This window comes from Micromonospora sediminimaris (assembly GCF_016863575.1).
GTDB classification, from domain to species: domain Bacteria; phylum Actinomycetota; class Actinomycetes; order Mycobacteriales; family Micromonosporaceae; genus Micromonospora; species Micromonospora sediminimaris.
On record NZ_BOPD01000004.1, the window covers coordinates 12,578 to 30,286 of the forward strand.

The 17,709-nt window shown below is 71.9% G+C and carries 16 protein-coding genes and 1 pseudogene; 9 read left to right on the forward strand and 8 right to left on the reverse strand.

Features of this window, described 5'->3' with window-relative positions; all coding sequences use genetic code 11:
* The first annotated feature begins 49 nt into the window (after positions 1-49).
* Complete coding sequence (ctaD, locus tag Vse01_RS02385) at positions 50-2,053, forward strand: aa3-type cytochrome oxidase subunit I (protein ID WP_093402769.1); 2,004 nt, start codon at positions 50-52, stop codon at positions 2,051-2,053.
* A 19-nt stretch (positions 2,054-2,072) separates the two neighbouring features.
* Here ctaD and Vse01_RS02390 read toward each other — a convergent pair.
* The 4 genes and pseudogenes from Vse01_RS02390 to Vse01_RS02405 form a co-directional block, all read right to left on the reverse strand.
* Positions 2,073-2,989: pseudogene (locus Vse01_RS02390) on the reverse strand (SigB/SigF/SigG family RNA polymerase sigma factor); the annotation flags it as partial.
* 219 nt (positions 2,990-3,208) lie between these two features.
* Entirely contained in the window at positions 3,209-4,579 is a 1,371-nt protein-coding gene (locus Vse01_RS02395; RefSeq protein ID WP_170863365.1) for a hypothetical protein, read from the reverse strand.
* Between the two features lie 130 nt (positions 4,580-4,709).
* Positions 4,710-5,885, reverse strand: coding sequence for a thiamine pyrophosphate-binding protein (locus tag Vse01_RS02400; RefSeq protein ID WP_093402767.1), 1,176 nt, complete (start codon positions 5,883-5,885; stop codon positions 4,710-4,712).
* A complete protein-coding gene (locus Vse01_RS02405) occupies positions 5,878-6,996 on the reverse strand; it encodes a baeRF2 domain-containing protein (RefSeq protein ID WP_093402766.1) in 1,119 nt (372 codons plus the stop codon). Before Vse01_RS02405 ends, Vse01_RS02400 begins: the two co-directional genes overlap by 8 nt.
* A 147-nt stretch (positions 6,997-7,143) precedes the next feature.
* On the opposite strand from Vse01_RS02405, the gene Vse01_RS02410 reads away from it, so the two are divergent.
* Complete coding sequence (locus Vse01_RS02410; protein ID WP_093402765.1) at positions 7,144-7,683, forward strand: hypothetical protein; 540 nt, start codon at positions 7,144-7,146, stop codon at positions 7,681-7,683.
* 88 nt (positions 7,684-7,771) lie between these two features.
* On the opposite strand, the gene Vse01_RS02415 is transcribed toward Vse01_RS02410, so the two are convergent.
* On the reverse strand, positions 7,772-8,116 hold the full coding sequence (locus tag Vse01_RS02415; RefSeq protein WP_093402764.1) for a DUF3817 domain-containing protein: 345 nt from the start codon (positions 8,114-8,116) through the stop codon (positions 7,772-7,774).
* Between the two features lie 87 nt (positions 8,117-8,203).
* Between Vse01_RS02415 and Vse01_RS02420 the strand changes: the two genes are divergently transcribed.
* Together Vse01_RS02420 and Vse01_RS02425 are read left to right on the forward strand one after the other, a co-directional pair.
* Entirely contained in the window at positions 8,204-9,682 is a 1,479-nt protein-coding gene (locus Vse01_RS02420) for a glutamate-cysteine ligase family protein (protein ID WP_093402763.1), read from the forward strand.
* 85 nt (positions 9,683-9,767) lie between these two features.
* Positions 9,768-10,892 (forward strand): hypothetical protein, encoded by a 1,125-nt coding sequence (locus tag Vse01_RS02425; RefSeq protein WP_139233114.1) that lies wholly within the window; start codon positions 9,768-9,770, stop codon positions 10,890-10,892.
* A 75-nt stretch (positions 10,893-10,967) separates the two neighbouring features.
* Here Vse01_RS02425 and bla read toward each other — a convergent pair whose 3' ends face one another.
* On the reverse strand, positions 10,968-11,882 hold the full coding sequence (gene bla, locus Vse01_RS02430; protein ID WP_232511141.1) for a class A beta-lactamase: 915 nt from the start codon (positions 11,880-11,882) through the stop codon (positions 10,968-10,970).
* A gap of 134 nt (positions 11,883-12,016) precedes the next feature.
* Here bla and Vse01_RS02435 point away from each other — a divergent pair, with 134 nt between their 5' ends.
* The 5 genes from Vse01_RS02435 to Vse01_RS02455 all read left to right on the forward strand — a co-directional run bounded on the left by Vse01_RS02435 (position 12,017) and on the right by Vse01_RS02455 (position 15,574).
* Complete coding sequence (locus Vse01_RS02435) at positions 12,017-12,898, forward strand: LysR family transcriptional regulator (RefSeq protein ID WP_093402760.1); 882 nt, start codon at positions 12,017-12,019, stop codon at positions 12,896-12,898.
* Complete coding sequence (locus tag Vse01_RS02440; RefSeq protein ID WP_093402759.1) at positions 12,895-13,800, forward strand: serine hydrolase; 906 nt, start codon at positions 12,895-12,897, stop codon at positions 13,798-13,800. The genes Vse01_RS02435 and Vse01_RS02440 overlap by 4 nt, the downstream gene beginning before the upstream one ends.
* 138 nt (positions 13,801-13,938) lie before the next feature.
* The gene (locus tag Vse01_RS02445; RefSeq protein WP_093402758.1) at positions 13,939-14,367 is read left to right on the forward strand and encodes a hypothetical protein; all 429 of its coding nucleotides are present in this window, start codon (positions 13,939-13,941) and stop codon (positions 14,365-14,367) included.
* Entirely contained in the window at positions 14,361-14,585 is a 225-nt protein-coding gene (locus Vse01_RS02450) for a helix-turn-helix transcriptional regulator (RefSeq protein ID WP_093402757.1), read from the forward strand. The genes Vse01_RS02445 and Vse01_RS02450 overlap by 7 nt, the downstream gene beginning before the upstream one ends.
* Entirely contained in the window at positions 14,582-15,574 is a 993-nt protein-coding gene (locus Vse01_RS02455; protein WP_093402756.1) for an NAD(P)-dependent alcohol dehydrogenase, read from the forward strand. The genes Vse01_RS02450 and Vse01_RS02455 overlap by 4 nt, the downstream gene beginning before the upstream one ends.
* Positions 15,575-15,641: 67 nt before the next feature.
* Here Vse01_RS02455 and Vse01_RS02460 read toward each other — a convergent pair whose 3' ends face one another.
* On the reverse strand, positions 15,642-15,989 hold the full coding sequence (locus Vse01_RS02460) for a hypothetical protein (RefSeq protein WP_093402755.1): 348 nt from the start codon (positions 15,987-15,989) through the stop codon (positions 15,642-15,644).
* A gap of 95 nt (positions 15,990-16,084) precedes the next feature.
* Positions 16,085-17,533, reverse strand: coding sequence for an argininosuccinate synthase (gene argG / locus Vse01_RS02465; protein ID WP_093402754.1), 1,449 nt, complete (start codon positions 17,531-17,533; stop codon positions 16,085-16,087).
* Positions 17,534-17,709: the final 176 nt, after the last annotated feature.

A 17,709-nucleotide genomic window follows, 5' to 3' on the forward strand; every position in this document is an offset into this window, starting at 1 on the left:
GTGGGTAGCCACGCCCGTCCTTATCCGTCGTCAACGCAGGTGAGCGCTCATGCCCAAGCGGGTTACCACCGAACCCGGACAGGACCGGGGCCCGGCGATCCTCGCCCCGGCCCGGTTCGGCGGCTATCCCGGACCGCTGCGCAGGCCGCTTCCGGGCGGAAAGCTGGTCAGGTTCCTGGCCACCACGGACCACAAGCAGATCGGCCTGCTGTACCTGCTGACCTCGTTCGGCTTCTTCGTGCTGGCCGGGATCGAGGCCATGGTGATCCGCGCCGAGTTGGCTCGGCCCGGTCTACAGTTTCTCGCCCCGGAGCAGTACAACCAGCTCTTCACCTCGCACGGCGCGGTGATGCTGCTGCTGTTCGCCACCCCGGCGGCGTTCGGCTTCGCCAACTACATCGTGCCGATCCAGATCGGCGCCCCGGACGTGTCGTTCCCCCGGCTCAACGCGCTGGCCTACTGGCTCTACCTCTTCGGTGGGCTGATGGTGGTCGGCGGGTTCCTGACCCCGGGTGGCTCGGCCGACTTCGGCTGGACCGCGTACACGCCGCTGAGCACCGTCGAGCACTCCCCCGGCGTCGGCGCGAACATGTGGGTGATCGGCCTGGTGGTGTCCGGCCTGGGTACGATCCTCGGCGCGGTCAACCTGATCACCACGATCCTGACCCTGCGCGCGCCGGGCATGACCATGTTCCGGATGCCGATCTTCACGTGGAACATGCTCTTCACCAGCGTGCTGGTGATCCTGGTCTTCCCGCTGCTGGCCGCCGCGCTGCTGGCGCTCAGCGCCGACCGGCTGCTCGACGCGCAGGTGTTCAACCCCGACACCGCCGGACCGATGCTGTGGCAGCACCTCTTCTGGTTCTTCGGCCACCCCGAGGTCTACATCATCGCGCTGCCGTTCTTCGGCATCATCACCGAGGTCATCCCGGTCTTCTCCCGCAAGCCGATCTTCGGTTACACCGGTCTGGTGCTGGCCACCATCGCGATCACCGTGCTGTCGATGACGGTCTGGGCGCACCACATGTTCGCCACCGGTCAGGTGCTGTTGCCGTTCTTCAGCATCCTGAGCTACCTGATCGCGGTGCCGACCGGGGTGAAGTTCTTCAACTGGATCGGCACCATGTGGAAGGGGCAGCTCACCTTCGAGACGCCGATGCTGTTCGCCATCGGCTTCCTGGTGACCTTCCTGCTCGGCGGGTTGACCGGCGTGCTGCTGGCCAGCCCGCCGGCCGACTGGCACACCCACGACAGCTACTTCGTGGTCGCCCACTTCCACTACGTGGTTTTCGGCACGGTGGTCTTCGCGCTCTTCGCCGGCTTCTACTTCTGGTGGCCGAAGATGACCGGGCGCCTGCTCGACGAGCGGCTCGGCAAGCTGCACTTCTGGACCATGTTCATCGGCTTCCACGGCACCTTTCTGGTGCACCACTGGCTCGGCAACGAGGGCATGCCCCGGCGATACGCCGACTACCTGCCCACCGACGGGTTCACCACGCTGAACACCATCTCCAGCATCTTCGCGTTCGTGCTCGGCGCGTCCACCCTGTTCTTCATGTGGAACGCCTGGAAGTCCTGGCGCTACGGCGCCGAGGTGACGGTGGACGATCCCTGGGGCTTCGGCAACTCCCTGGAGTGGGCCACCACCTGCCCGCCACCGCTGCGCAACTTCGACCGGATGCCCCGGATCCGCTCGGAGCGGCCCGCGTTCGACGCCAAGTACGGCGAACTCGTCTCCGACCTGGGCCGCGACCTTCCACAGCGGACCACCCGGCCGCCGCAGGAATTCCGCGACGAGATCCACCGGGAGGTGCACATGCCGGAGTCACCGAGTGCCGAGGGGGCGCACGGCGCGCGGGAGGCCGTCGCGTACCAGCCCGCGCCGCAGTCCGGCGCCCGGCCGGTCGACGTGCCGGAGCCGGAGGAGGTACGCCGGCCGAGCTTCGAGGAGACCGACGAGCCGGAGGACAACCCGCTGGGCGCGCAGCGCGAGGCGCAACCCAACGACCGGTGGCGGCATCCGCGCGGACACGGTGACACCCCGCAGAACTGATCGACGCGTACCGGTCGGGGCGGCACCGGTCGGTGCCGCCCCGACGAGTTTCCCCGAGGCTCAGCGACCGCGCACCGGAGCCGTGGCGCGCGACTGGTTGGCCGACTCGGACTCGGCGGGACCGTTCTGCCACGGTGGCGGCGCGTCGGCGAGCATCGCCTGGCGCAGCCAGGTCAGCGCCCGCGACAGCAACCGGGACACGTGCATCTGGGAGATGCCGAAGCGGGCCGCGATCTCGGCCTGGGTCTGGTTGCCGTAGAACCGCATGGCCAGGATCCGCCGCTCCCGCCAGGGCAGCCGGTGCAGCAGACCGCTGACGGTCACCCTGTCGTCGACCGACTCCAGCGCGATGTCCGACTCGCCGACCAGATCGCCGAACTCCGCCGAACTCTCCCCGCCGACCGGCGCGTTGAGCGACGCCGGGCTGTAGCCGGCCGCCGACTCCAACGCGGCGAGGATCTCCTCCTCCGGCGTCTCCAGCCGTTTCGACAGTTCGGCCACCGTCGGCGCCCGGGACAACTCACTGGTCAGCGCCGCCGTCGCCTGTCCGACCTCCAGGATCAGGTCACGTAGCCGGCGGGGCACGTGCACACCCCAGGTGCGATCCCGGAAATGCCGCTTGATCTCGCCCACGATGGTGATTGCCGCGTACGCGGTGAAGGAACCCCGTTCCGGGTCGTACCGGTCGACGGCGTTGACCAGTCCCAGGCGGGCCACCTGTTCCAGGTCCTCCAACGGCTCGCCGCGCCCCCGGTAGCGGCGGGCCAACCGGCCCGCGAACGGCAACGCGAACCGGACCAGGTCGTCGCGGGCCTCCTGGCGGCGCTCCGGCGGCAGCCCTTCGATCCGCGCCGCGTACGCCAACGCCGCGGCGTCGAGGTCCTCAAGCCCACGATCGGTAGGTGGTGGTGTGGTTGTGGTGGTCTGTCCGAACATCCGCGCCTCCCTCGGGAAGGACCCCGCCCGGATTCGCCGACACCGGGCACGCGCGTAGGCACGCACGGGCCTGTGACTGGGTTACGTGACTGGGATGCCAGCGGGCGACGGCGCCGCGCCACGCAAGGTGATCAGCCTGTCGCAGCCGGCGGTGTTCCCGCTCCGTAGGTACTCAATCACGGGATCGCGGGTTCGCGAGGATGTTTCGTCAGCCCGGTCTCAACAGATCAGCAGGCCGTGGTGGCTCCCGCCGTCGCGCAGCGCGGCCAGGGCCTCGCCGGTCGCCAGCGGCGCCGGGTTGGGCAGGTCGTACGGCTGGGCGCGGAGCACCTCGGTGGCCCTGCGGGTGGGTACGGAGGTGACCGGGTAGCCGCGCGCCGAGGTGCGGTCCAGGGCCCGCCGCCGCCGACCGAAGCCGGCGACCGCCAGCCACTGCGGGAGCCCGGCCAGCGCCGGTGAGCGTACGCCGGGTGGCTCCGGCAGCACGTCGATCGAGGTGAACGACTCGCTGCCGGCCAGCCACCACTCCACCTGTTCGACGCTGCGCCGGGTGGCGTTCTCGCACCAGTACGGCACCAGCCCGGCCCGGAGCACCTGCCAGGGGTCGAGCAGTCGCCCGCACTCGACCACCAGGCGGTCACCGGTCTTGCCGGCGGCCCGCAGCCAGTGTCGGTACAGGTCCGCGGTGGCCGCGCTGAGCGCCTCCGGCGTGGGCACCAGGATCTGGTGCAGCGGATGACCGTGCCGGGAGGTCCAGTCCCGTACGCTCCGGTCGAAACCGGACTCCACGCCGTGTTCGGCGGCAGCGGGCGGGGCGGAGATCTCGGGTGGTTCCCAGTGCGCGCTGTCCCCGCCGGCCGAGCGCAGCACCTGCCGCAGCGCGTGGCTGTCGGGATGGAAGTCCACCGGGTTCAGGCCGCTGGCCGGGCAGCCGAGTTGGAAGCTGTGCCCGTCAGCGGCGTCCACCACCGGCCAGGTCCGGGTGTCCCGCAGCACCAGCACCGGCGCGCCGGGCGCCAGCCGGTCGGTCAGGAAGCTGCGGTACGCCGCCGACAGCGCCCGCCAGCGGCCGGTCAGCGCCACCGTCGCCCCGGCCAGCGCGCCTCGGCTGGCCGGGCAGTGCACCTGCCGTACATGCAGGTCGGGGTTGCCGGCGAGCACCCGTCCGGCAAGCGCCGCGCCGTGGTCCAGGGCGGCGCGGGGCCGGTCCACCGCGCCCTGCGGCCAGTGCGCGATCATCTCGAACCCGGCGGGCAGCCAGGGCATGCCCAGCGCCACCGCCAGATGTGCCACGCCGCCGTGCGGGGAGCCCAGCAGCACTCCGGGATACCGGCGCCGCGGGTACTGGTCGACGAACCAGCGGGCGACCCGCTCCGCGTCGACCTCGGCGGCCTGACCGGCGGTGAGGGCGATCCGGCCGGCGGAGCGGATCGCCGCCGCCCGCCGTACCGGCTCGGGCGTACCGGCGAAACGGGACACCGGTCCGGCGTGCCCGAGGTCGGCGCAGTCGCTGCCGCGTAGCGCGCGGGCGGTGGCCCCGACCAGGATCCGGGCGGTGCTGCCGGCCGCGACCACGCGGTCACCGGCCATGCCGGCCCCGGCCGCCGTCAGTCCCGGGCGCACCTTGCGCACCGGCCCCACCTTGCCTCGATCGCTCACCACGCGGCCCGGCTTCCCGCCACGATGCGGGTTAAACAGGGCATCTCCCCACCGGACGGCATCAATCAGGGGATCTTGCCCCTTCCCCCCAACACCGACCACCCGCCATCGCCGGTGCACCGTTACCGCCGAGCAACATCGGGGATCTTGCTGTCTCGCCGTCGCCTGGGGCAGCAACATGCCCGATGTTGTCCCATCCCTGCCGGTTCCACGGGCCTGGGGGCAGGGCGTCCGTGACCATCTCCAGCACGCACGGGCGGTCGGCGGTCAGCGCCTCGTCCCAGGCCACGCCGACCAACTCCGGCCGGTCGACGCGCACGCCGTGCAGGCCGAGCAACCGGGCCCAGCCGGCGTACGGGACGTCGTCGGTCATCGGCCGGTCCCCAAGCCGGAGATGGCCAGACCGCTCGTTGAACACCAGCACCACCAGTCGCGGGTCGGGCCACACCGACCGCCAGCGGGAGACGGTGACCAGTTCGCCCAGTCCCTGCGAGCGCATCCCCTCGTCGGTGACCAGGGCGATCACCGGCCGGTCCGGGTCGGCCAGCTTCGCGGCGACGGCGTACGGCAGGGCACCGCCGGACGGTCCGGCCGGACCCACCACGACGTGCGCCGTCGTCTTCAGGTGTACGGCCGGCAGGGTGCCGTCGACGATCACCGCGCCGTCCGGTGGCAGCCGGGCGGACAGCTCGTCGAGTATCCAGCGACCATCGGTTGCGGCGCGCGGCGATGCGGCCTGCACCCCGCCGACCGGTGACGGGGGAGGCAGCACCAGGCCGACCGGGCGGCGAACGTGCGACGCGACGCGCAGCGCCTCGTCCACCAGCTCCGGCACCCGCACCGGATCGGCGGCGTACCGGACGCCGTGACACACCTCGGCGAGCAGTCGTGTCGTGAGACCCACCTCGTCGTCCGGGACCGGGCCGGGCTCGGCGACGACGGCGAGTACCGGCAGGCCGGCGCCCCGGGCGGCGTCGAGTCCCGCGAGCAGGCCCGCGGCGGCCACTCCGCCGGCGGCCAGGCAGACGCCCGGGCCGCCGGTGAAGCGGGCGTGCCCGGCCGCCATGACCGCAGCGCACTCCGCGTTGCGGACGGGTACGAACTCCGGGTCGCCACCGGCGGCGTCGAGCGCCTCGACCAGTGCCGTGGCCGCCTCCTCCGGATGGCCGAAGACCCGCGGAATCCGCCCGGCCAGCAGCCGGTCGACCACCGCGTCAGCGACGCTCGGGTCAGGCACCGCCCCGTCCCGGGGTGACCGGGTCGACGTAGCGCAGCACCGCGCCCACCCCGTCCACCAGGTCGGGCGCCTCGTCGGCGCCGAGCACGGTCAGCTCGGCGTCGGTGCCCACCAGGGCACGCACCAGCGCCGCGTCGGCCCGCACCCGCTCCGGTTCGGCGACCGCGGCCAGCTGATCCGGCTCGGTGGCGATGTCGGTGGCCGCCGGGCCGATCCAGAGCTGGCCGTCGGCTGACGGGTCGTCGACGATGAGCATCGTGTCGACCTGGTTGCGCTGCAACGCGGCCACCACCGCGTCGAGTCCGGCACCGACGTCCTCCTGCGTGCCGAAGCGGTCCAGCGCCGCGTTCACCCGCTGGTCGGCCACCTCGGCGATGGTCTGCACGGTCAGGTCGTCGAGCAGGGTCTGGTCGGCACCGCCGGCCCGGGAACCGGCGTCGGTGCGTACCACCAGGTCCTGCCAGCGATCCGGCATCTGGGCGGCGATCATGCCGGTGGCGCGGACGTCGCCGGCCACCACCACCACCTCGGCGCCCACCCGCTCGGCCAGTTCGACGGTCGCGGCGGTGACGTCACCGGCGTTGTGATGCCATGCTTCCATCGCGGCCCGCTGGTAGCGCGACTGGGACCAGCCCCCGGGTTGGACCCGGCGCAGCTGATAGCTTTCCCGACCGACGACATGTGCCCGGCGCGGCACTCCGCCGGCACTCACCGACATCGCGTCGGCACCCGTGCGGTCGGCCAGCACCCGCACCCACGCCACCTGTTCACCGCGCTGGGCCAGCAGCGGCATCACATGCGGCAGCGGGGCGTACGCGGCCAGATCCCGTCGCGGCGGGGCGGACAGGTACTCGGAGAGCACCACCTGTCCGTGGGCACCGAACACGGCCAACCCGTAGTCGCCGGGCATCGGGTCGTGTCCCCGGACCACCCGGTCGATGGCGGCCATCGTCGGCTCGTCCGCCCCCTGCTCGGCCAGTTGCCGTTGCAGGCCACGCCAACGCAGATCGAGTGCCGCGTGCGCGTCCTCGGTGTCCAGGGAGGCGTCCAGGTAGACCGAGCACCACGGGCCCGGACGCTGGTACAGCGGGCGCAGGAAGGACAGCTGCATGCTCGACCCCTTTCCAGCTCGGCCCACCGCTTACCCGCGTCAGCGTGCTTGTCACCTGCCGGCAACCGCGTGACCGGTTTTCATTCACGTCGTTCAACCCCGAGGATCGATACGATCTGTAGGCGTAGGCGGACTCTGGGTGGTGGCATGGACGCGACATCGTATTCCCGGCGCAGCCTGCACCCCACCGGGCGGATCCTCACCGCGCAGATCGTGCGCCTGATGGACGGCTACCCCCGGGAGGTGCGGGTGGGGCAGCCGGTGCTGGTGGTGGTGCTGGCCGCGGCCAGCGTGGCGGGCCTGCTGGCCAAGCTGGTACGAGCCCTGCTCTCGGCCGGCTCCGGCACGGGCCGACGCAGCTTCAAGGAGCTGAAGAAGGGACCCGAGTACCTGGTCACCCCGGTGCGCCTGCGAGACGCCGACGGCCGGCTCTACGAGGTGGAGTTGCACGGGCACCTGCCGCAGAGCGCCCTGCACCCGGCCGACCACGTTCAACTGACCCTGCGCGACCAGGGTGATCCCGACCTGGCACCGAAGATCGAACGGATCGTCAACCTCACCACGGGGCAGTTGCTCCGGCCGCGTACGGCCACCATGTGGTCGCACCTGGGGCCTCCGCTGCTGCTCCAGGCGATGCTGGGCGTGCTGGTGGTCGCGACGGTGGCCGCCTGCACGGCGGTGACCTGAGGCGGCGGCCCGGCAACGCCGACGGCACGGTCAGCAGGCGGGACAGCCGACGGCAGGGGTCAGCAGCGGGACAGGCGCCCCGGGGGGCTCAGCCGACCGGAGCGGGCTCCGGGGCCGGCTCGCCGACGTCGAGCATGCCCCGCCGCCGCGCCCAACGCTCGAAGATCACGGTGGCGAACGGCGGCACCGCGCAGGCCAACGCCACGAACGTGGCCAGCGGGCTCCACCGGTGCACCCGGGCCACCGCCAGCACCAGCACCCCGTACGCGACGAAGAGCGCGCCGTGGATCGGCCCGAAGATCTGCACCCCCAGCTCGTTGCCGGGCGGGCCGTACTTGACGGCCATTCCGGCCAGCAGCCCGGCCCAGGAGATCGCCTCCGCGATCGCCGCCACCACGAACAGTCGGGTCACCTTGTCACGCACGACGGCCATGCTACGGACCTCTCCACCGGTCCCGACTTCCGCAGGGGGCATGGACGTGAGACGTTCGGGGTACCAGCGGTGACAGGGTGGTGACCTATGGGTGAGGAAGTCGGCGTACAGACCTTCAGCCGTCAGGATCGGGCTCGCTACCGGGACAAGGTGCGCCGCTGTCTCGACGTCTTCGCCGAGATGCTGCGCGAGTCCCGGTTCGACGTCGACCGGCCGATGACCGGGTTGGAGATCGAACTCAACCTGGTCGACGCCGAATCGATGCCGGCGATGCGCAACGCCGACGTGTTGCAGGCGGTGGCCGACCCGAGCTTCCAGACCGAACTCGGCCAGTTCAACGTCGAGATCAACGTGGCACCGCGGCGGCTGTCCGGTACCGGCACCGCCGAATTCGAGGAGCACGTCCGCGCCGCCCTGAACTCGGCCGACCAACGGGCCCGCACGGTCGACGCGCAGCTGGTGATGATCGGCATCCTGCCGACCGTGCTACCGGAGCACCTGACCGCCGCCACCCTGTCGGCAAATCCCCGTTACGCGCTGCTCAACGAGCAGATCTTCGCCGCTCGGGGTGAGGATCTGCGGATCGCCATCAACGGGGTGGAGCGGCTGGCGGTCACCGCCGACACGATCACACCGGAGGCGGCGTGCACCAGCACCCAGTTCCACCTCCAGGTGGGGCCCGGCCAGTTCGCCGACTACTGGAACGCCGCCCAGGCCATCGCCGGGATCCAGGTGGCGCTCGGCGCGAACTCACCGCTGTTCTTCGGCCGTGAGCTGTGGCGCGAGACCCGGATTCCGCTGTTCCAGCAGGCCACCGACACCCGTCCCGAGGAGATCAAGACCCAGGGCGTACGCCCCCGGGTCTGGTTCGGCGAGCGCTGGATCACCTCGGTGTTCGACCTGTTCGAGGAGAACGTGCGCTTCTTCCCGGCGCTGCTGCCGGTCTGCGACCCGGAGGATCCGTCCGAGACGCTAGCCGCCGGAGGGGTACCGACCCTCGCCGAGTTGCGGCTGCACAACGGCACCATCTACCGGTGGAACCGGCCGGTCTACGACGTGCTGCGGGGCCGGCCGCACCTGCGGGTGGAGAATCGGGTCCTGCCGGCCGGTCCGACCGTGCTGGACACGATCGCGAACGGGGCGTTCTACTTCGGGCTGGTCCGGGCGCTCGCCGAGGCCGACCGGCCGCTGTGGTCCCAGATGTCGTTCAGCGCCGCCGAGGAGAACTTCAACACCTGCGCCCGGCACGGCATCGACGCCCACGTCTTCTGGCCCGGTCTGGGTTACCTGCCGGCCGCCGAGCTGGTGCTGCGCCGCCTGCTGCCCCTGGCCCACCACGGTCTGGACCGGTGGGGTGTCGAGCCGGACGAGCGGGACCGGCTGCTCGGCATCATCGAGCAACGCTGCCTGACCGGCCGCAACGGCGCCACCTGGCAGGTGGAGACGCTGCACCGGCTGGAGTCGACCGACCAGCTGGACCGCCCGGACGCGCTGCGCCAGGTGGTCCGGCACTACGTGGAGCTGATGCACAGCAACCGGCCGGTCCACGAGTGGCCGATCCCGTGACCACCTCCCGACACAACGCGTGACGGATCCGTCACAGTCGTTACCGTGAGTGGGTTTCGTCCGCCGGGTGGAGAGGATCCCGCCGATGCCGCGGTCACCACGTCATGCCATCCCACTCACCGTCGCCCTGCTCGTCGTCAGCCTGCCGCTGCCCGCCGCCGCGAGCCCCGGGCTCGCCCAGTCCGCCGCCCCGCGCGCCACCGCCGCCGCGCCGTCCACGTCCACGTTCGCCGCCACGTCGCACCGGGAGGAAGCCGGTCGGAGCACTGTCGACACCACTCCGGGCGAGGTACGAACCACCTTGCGCGACCGGGCCACCGGGGCCGCCGTACGAGGATGCGTGTCCCTGGTTCCCGTCGACCGTGACCGGCTCACCGTCGTGTATCAGGGCGAGCCGCAGGACGGCCGGCACGGCGGCTGCACCGGCGTCGACGGTGGCGACGTGCTCGCCAGCAACGTGCCGCCCGGCCGTTATCACCTGCTCGCCGAGCCCTACGACAACACGCAGTACGGCATGCAGTGGGTCGGTCGGCACGGCGGCACCGGGCAGCGGGAGCGCGGGGTGACGATCAGGGTGCGTCCGGGCAAGACGGTCACCGCCCCGACGGTCCGGTTCGACCCGCCGGGCACCGTCACCGGCCGGGTCACCCGCGCGGCGGACGGCACCCCTGTCTACTTCGGATACGTCCTGCCCCTGCCGGTGGTCCCGCATCCCAAGTACAGCGACTACGGTGTCATCACCGATGACGACGGCCGGTACACGCTCACCGGTCTCGGGCCGTACCGCTGGCCGCTGTACTACACCGGTCCTGGACTGGCCAGCCAGTGGTCCGGCGGGGTGGCCGACCGCCGGAAGGCCGACACCGTACGGGTCCGGTCCGGCACGTCCGTGACCAGCAATCAGACACTCGTCGCGGGCACCGTGGTCAGCGGCACCATCGCCGTCGACGAGATGCCGAACTACTCCCAGGTGATCGCCTTCCACGCGCGGACCGGCGACGTGACGGGGGTGGTCGACGTCGGCGCCGACTACACGCTGCGGCTGCTGCCGGGGCAGCGGGTGCTGCTGCGGTGCGACTGCGCACACGCGCCCAGCCGCTGGTTCCCCAACGCGGCGGAGGTGGCCGGGGCGCAGCCGGTGCGGATCCGGCACACCCCGGTCACCGCCGACTTCGACCTGACCGGTCCCGCCACGGTCCCGACCCCCTGACGAGCGCCCGGTCCCGGCCACCAGGACGACCCGCCACGGTCGCCTGGTGGCCGGGTCCAGGCTCCAGGGACCGGCTCAGCTCAGCGCGTCGAGGGTGAGCTCGGTGGCCCGGGCGAGCAGGGCGTCGTCGCGCTCGGCGTCGGGCTCGGCCCGATCGGAGAGCACGGCCAGCACGATCGGTGCCCGGTCCGGCGGCCAGATGACCGCGATGTCGTTGCGGGTGCCGTGGTCGGCCGAGCCGGTCTTGTCACCCACCGCCCAGCCCTCGGGCACACCAGCCCGGATCGTCTTGTCGCCGGTGGTGTTGCGCTTGAGCCAGTCGACCAGCAGGGCCCGGTCGTCCGGGGAGAGGGCGTCGTCGACCGCGTACGCCCGCAGCGTGGTGGCCAGCGCCTCGGGCGTGCTGGTGTCGCGGCGCTCCCCCGGGACGTACGCGTTGAGTTCGGTCTCCCACCGCACCGGCTCGGTGACCTCGTCGCCGACCTCACGCAGCGCCTGCATGAAGCCGGAGGGACCGCCGAGCTGCTTGAGCAGCAGGTTTCCGGCGGTGTTGTCGCTGTAGCGCACCGCCGCGTCGGCGATCGCGCGCAGCGACAGGCCGGTGTCGACGTGCCGTTCCGTGATCGGCGAGTAGGTGACCAGGTCGTCGCGGGAGTAGCTGACGACCTGGTCCAGTTCCTCGGTCGAGGTCGCGGCGAGCACCGCACCGGCGGCGAGGGCCTTGAAGGTCGAGGCGTACGCGAAACGCTCGTCGGCCCGGTGCGTGACGGTGCTGCCGCTACCGGTGTCGATCGCGTACACGCCGAGCCGGGCGTCGAACTCCCGTTCCAGCGGCGCGAAGTCGACGGTGACCGGCGCAGCGGACGCCGCCGGTTCGGACACCGTCGGCGTTGGTGTCGGCGTGGACGGGCTGCCGGGAGAGCAGCCGGCGAGCAGGCCGAGTGTCAGCGCGAGCGCGACTGCACGGGTACGGCGGTTGGTACTGGTCACAGCTGGGTCCTTCCCTCGATCAACCGGTCTACCGGACGTCGTCCGGGCAACCGGCACCCAGATTCGCAGCGCCGTCCCATGCTGTCGAAGACACCGACGACGGTACCGATGCCGAATCGGCATAGACTGCCGGCGTGGATCTGGTGGCGGCCTGCCGGGCCTTCGTGTCGGTCGGCACCCACGGCAGCTTCACCGTCGGCGCCTCGGTGGCCCGGATCCCGCAGTCGGTGGCGAGCCGACGGGTCGCGGCACTGGAGCGGCACCTCGGCGGGCAGTTGTTCGACCGCACCTCGCGCAGCGTCACGCTCACCACGTTCGGGCGGGACATGCTCGCCTCCGCCCGGCGGATCGTGGAGTTGGCGGAGGCGATGGAGCACGACGCCGAACGGGCCCGGCTGCGCCCGTTCCGGCTGGCCGTGCCGGCGGTCTGCGCGCCACGCTCGCTCGCCCGGCTCGTGGTCGAGGCCCGTCGACACGACCTGAATCTGGAACTGCGCCGGGGCGAGCCGGCGGAACGGGCCCGACTGCGGCAGCGCCACGAGGTGCGCGCCGCGCTGCTCTGCGTACCGCCGGACGAGGCCGCGTGGCGGGTGCCGCTCGGCCTCGCGGGCGGCACCGACCCGGGTGTCGAGGTGGTGCGGCTGGAGACGCTGCGGACCCCACGGGCGAACCGACGGGCCCGTCGACGTCGGGTCTGGATCTCACCTGAGGACGACGTGCCGCACGTCCGTGACCCGCTGACCCGGCTGCGCGACGCCGTCGGGTTACAGCCGACCCAGGTGGCGGTCGCGGCGTCCGTGGTCGACGCCGCCGCCGAGGCGCTCGCCGGCACCGACCTGGTGCTCTGCTCCCCCGCCGAGGCGCGCGAACTCGGACTGCACTGGCGGCAGCTCGGCGAGCTGCGACCGGTCCGCGGCTACCAGGTGACGGCCGGTGTCCGGGAGGACGCCGAGCGGCTGCGTGGCGCGTTGGGGGCCGCCGTGGCGCGGTGCCTGGGCGTACCGGAGGCGGCGTGACCGTCGGCCGCCTGCTCCGCACCGCCCGGGAGACGCTGCGCGACGCCGGGCTGCGGGGCTGTCTCCTGGTCCGCGACCTCGACTCCGGCGACGAGTTGGGCCTGGACGACGACGTGGTGCTAGCCGTCGCGTCGCTGGTGAAGGTGCCGTTGGCGGTGGCCACCGTGGACCGGATCGAACGCGGCGAACTCGACGGCGCCACTGCGGTCACGGTGGCCCCCGGCCGGGTGCGCACGCCCGGTCCGACCGGGTTGAGCCGGTTCCGGCACCCGGCCACCGTGGCGATCGACGACCTGCTCTACCTCAGCGTGGCGATCAGCGACGAGGGGGCCTCGGACGCGTTGTTCGCGTTGACCCCGCCCACCGTGGTCGCCGACACGCTGCGCCGTTTCGGCGTCGACGGGATCAGCGTCCGGCACCGCACCCGGGACCTCACCGACACGCCGGCCGAGCGGCTCGCGCCGGAGGTGCACCTCGCGCACTCGCTCGCCGCGTCCGCGACCACCGCCGGTCAGGGCCATCCGGTCGCCCAGCTGGACGTGGGCCGGGCCAACTCCGGCTCTGCCCGGGCCTTCGTCGAGCTGCTGCACGCGCTGTGGCGCCCGTCGCGGATACCGGCCGTGGTGGCCGCCCGGGTGCGCGAGCTGATGGGTGACAACCTGCTACGACAACGGCTCGCCCCGGACTTCAGCTCCGACAGCTCCCGGTGGTCGTCGAAGACCGGCACGCTGCTCAACCTGCGGCACGAGGTCGGCGTGGTGGAACACGCTGACGGGCAGGCGTACGCCGTGGCCGCGCTGAGCGAGTCGACGGTGCCGGCGGCCGTGCAGCCGCAGGCCGAGGCGGCGCTGGCACAGGTGGCGCGGGAGTTGCACGACGCGCTGCGCGCCGCCCGACGCTGACCCAGCTGACAGATCGCGACCCCGCTCCGCTCGCCCGCCGGAGCCTCCACGTGGTACGCGATGTAAAACTTTCTAGACATTATGTCAAAGACGCCTTACTCTCATGATGTCAATGATTCTTTACATCGAGGAGTCGTCATGACGCACCAGGAGAAGCGGGCCTGGATCATGCTGGTGGTCAGCGTGGTCGGCTACGCCGTCTACGTGGCCGTGGTCCTGAGCCGGGTCGGTGATGGGCGACTGACCGCGACGCCGTACGCCGGCGCACTGCTCTGGACGGTCGGCGGCGCCATCGCCGCCAGCATGCTCCTCGAGATCGGGATCGGCATGGTGAACCCGCGCGCCTCGCGGGTCAGCGACGTCCGCGACCGGGAGATCGGGCGGTTGGGCGACCACGTCGGGCAGGCGTTCGTGGTGATCGGGGCGGTGTCGGCGATGCTCATGGCGCTGGCGCAGTGGCACTGGTTCTGGATCGCCAACGTGATCTACCTCTGCTTCGTGCTGTCGGCGGTGGTCGGCTCGCTGGCGAAGGTGGTCGTCTACCGCAGGGGCGTCCCGCAGTGGTGAAGCCGACCCGCGTCACAAACAACATCCGGGCACTGCGGTTCGCCCGGGACGAGATGACCCAGGCCGAGCTGGCCGAACGGCTCGGGGTGACGCGGCAGACCGTCATCGCCATCGAGCAGGGCCGCTACTCCCCCTCGCTGGAGATGGCCTTCCGGATCGCAAACGTGTTCGGCGTACGGCTCGACGACGTGTTCCAGTACCCCGAGGAGGCACCGTGAAGGCCATCGTGTACGACCACTACGGCCCGCCGTCCGCGCTGCGGCTACGCGACATCGACCGTCCCGGCGTCGGGGATCGGGAGGTGCTGGTGCGGGTCCGCGCCGCCGGCGTCGACCCGGGAGTGTTGATCTTCCTGTCCGGACGTCCCTACCTGGTGCGGCTCGCCGCCGGGCTGCGCCGGCCCCGGGTGCCGGTCCTCGGCCGGGACGTGGCCGGCGTGGTGGCCGAGGTCGGCGCCCGGGTGACCCGCTTCCGGCCCGGCGACGAGGTGTACGGCACCACGCTGCGCGGGTCGTACGCCGAGTTCACGGCCACCCACGAACGGCGGCTGGCCGGCAAGCCGACGAACCTGACCTTCGCCCAGGCCGCCGCCGTACCCGTCTCCGGGATGACCGCCCTGCGCGCGGTCCGCGACACCGGCCGGGTGCGGCCCGGCCACCGGGTGCTGGTCATCGGCGCCTCCGGTGGCGTCGGTGCCCAGGCCGTGCAGATCGCCAAGGCGTACGGTGCGACGGTCACCGGCGTCTGCGCCCCCACGAAGGCTGACTTCGTCCGCTCCCTCGGCGCGGACGACGTGCTCGACTACACCCGCGAGGAGATCGACCGGGACGGTCCGGTGTACGACGTGGTCGTCGACACCGGCGGCAACCGGCCGCTGTCGTTGCTGCGCCGCGCGCTCACCCCACGCGGGACGCTGGCCCTGGTCGGCGGCGACTGGACCCGGGGTGCGCTGCTCGGCGGCTACGGCCGGCAGATGTTCGGGGCGCCGTTGTTGTCGACGGTCGTCGGTCACCGGCTGCGCGCCGTCAACGCCCGCGAGCGCATCGAGGATCTCGACAAACTGCGCGACCTCGTGGAATCCGGCGCGCTCACCCCGCAGGTCGACCGCAGCTATCCGCTCGCCGAGACGGCGGACGCGCTGCGCCACTTCACCGACGGGCACCCGGCCGGCAAGCTCGTCATCACCGTCTCTGAACCGGGAACGTAGGCGGTCACGTCGCTCGGCCGGCGCGCTATCGGAACAGCGTGGCGCGCCCGGCCCGGCGGCGCGACGGTCAGCCGCCCGCCTGCCACACGGACCACAGGCCGTACAGGGCCGCGACGCCCAGCGCCACCGTGCCCAACGCGACCGACCTGTGGTACTGCCCGCCCCCCGGACGGACCCGGACGGCGACGACGACAGCCACGTAGAGCACCGCCACGATCGTCGTCCAGAGCCACGCGGCCGAGATCCGCGCGTCGACCCGACAACCGGCCGGCGCCGGATGCACCGCGGGGCAGACGTCGAAGCGCGGCACGGCCAGGTACCAGAAGCCGGCCCAGGCCAGGACCGCGAGGGCGCTGGCCACGGCGACCGCCAGCCACGGTCGGACACCTGCGAGCACCGCCACCTCCTCCTGCACGCCCGAAGGCGGCAAGGGTACCGGTCGCGGAGCGGCAGGCCGGAGACGGCACCACCCACCGCCGAGGGTGGGTGGGCTTGACCGGATCCGGTCGGTCAGTCTACGCCGAACTCCATGGCGGCGCGGTCGAGCGCCTCGTCCTCCGCCGACGGGACACCCCGGGAGGCGATCGCCTCCGCGCCGCCCTCCGGCATGGCGCCGATCAGCCCGGTCGAGGCCGCCTGGGCGGCACCGACCACCCGCTGCGGAGCGCCGCCGACCATACCCAGGTGCGCGTACTGCTCAAGCTTGGCCCGCGAGTCGGCGATGTCGAGGTTGCGCATGGTGAGCTGACCGATGCGGTCGGCCGGGCCGAAGGCGGAGTCCGTCGTACGCTCCATCGACAGTTTGTCCGGGTGGTAGCTGAAGGCCGGCCCGGTGGTGTCCAGGATCGAGTAGTCCTCGCCCCGACGCAGCCGCAGCGTCACCTCACCGGTCACGGCGGTGCCGACCCAGCGTTGCAGCGACTCACGCAGCATCAACGCCTGCGGGTCCAGCCAGCGGCCCTCGTACATCAGCCGGCCCAGCCGGCGGCCCTCGTTGTGGTAGTTGGCCAGGGTGTCCTCGTTGTGGATGGCGTTGACCAGCCGCTCGTACGCGGTGTGCAGCAACGCCATGCCGGGCGCCTCGTAGATGCCCCGGCTCTTGGCCTCGATGATCCGGTTCTCGATCTGGTCGGACATGCCGAGGCCGTGCCGGCCGCCGATGGCGTTGGCCTCCAGCACCAGGTCGACCGCGCTGCCGAACTCCTTGCCGTTGATGGTCACCGGCCGGCCCTGGTCGAAGCCGATCGTCACGTCCTCGGTGGGGATCTCCACCGCCGGATCCCAGAACCGGACGCCCATGATCGGGTTGACCGTCTCGATGCCGGTGTCGAGATGTTCGAGGGTCTTCGCCTCGTGGGTGGCGCCCCAGATGTTCGCGTCGGTCGAGTACGCCTTCTCGGTGCTGTCCCGGTACGGCAGGTTCCGGGCCAGCAGCCACTCCGACATCTCCTTGCGGCCACCCAGGTCGCTGACGAAGTCGGTGTCGAGCCACGGCTTGTAGATCCGCAGCTGCGGGTTGGCCAGCAGGCCGTAGCGGTAGAACCGCTCGATGTCGTTGCCCTTGAAGGTCGAGCCGTCGCCCCAGATCTGCACGTCGTCGGAGATCATCGCCCGCACCAGCAGCGTGCCGGTGACCGCGCGTCCCAACGGCGTGGTGTTGAAGTAGGCCCGCCCGCCCGAACGGATGTGGAAGGCGCCGCAGGTCAGCGCGGCCAGGCCCTCTTCCACCAGGGCCGCGCGGCAGTCGACCAGCCGGGCGACCTCGGCGCCGTAGCTGAGCGCCCGGTCCGGCACCGAGGCGATGTCGGGCTCGTCGTACTGGCCGATGTCAGCGGTGTAGGCGCACGGAATGGCGCCCTTGTCGCGCATCCACGCGACCGCGACGGAGGTGTCGAGGCCGCCGGAGAAGGCGATGCCGACACGTTCACCGGTGGGCAGGGAGGTCAGGACCTTGGACACGAGGAAAAGTATGCACCATGACGTATGGTCATGCAAGCCGAATGGGATGAAGGGCCGCCGGCTACCCGGGGGTCGAGGCGGGCGCGACGGCACCGGCGACCGGATCGACGAGGGGTCGAGCAAACTGAGAGTTACCAGCCCCCGCCCCATCCACCATCATCATTGCTAACCCTACG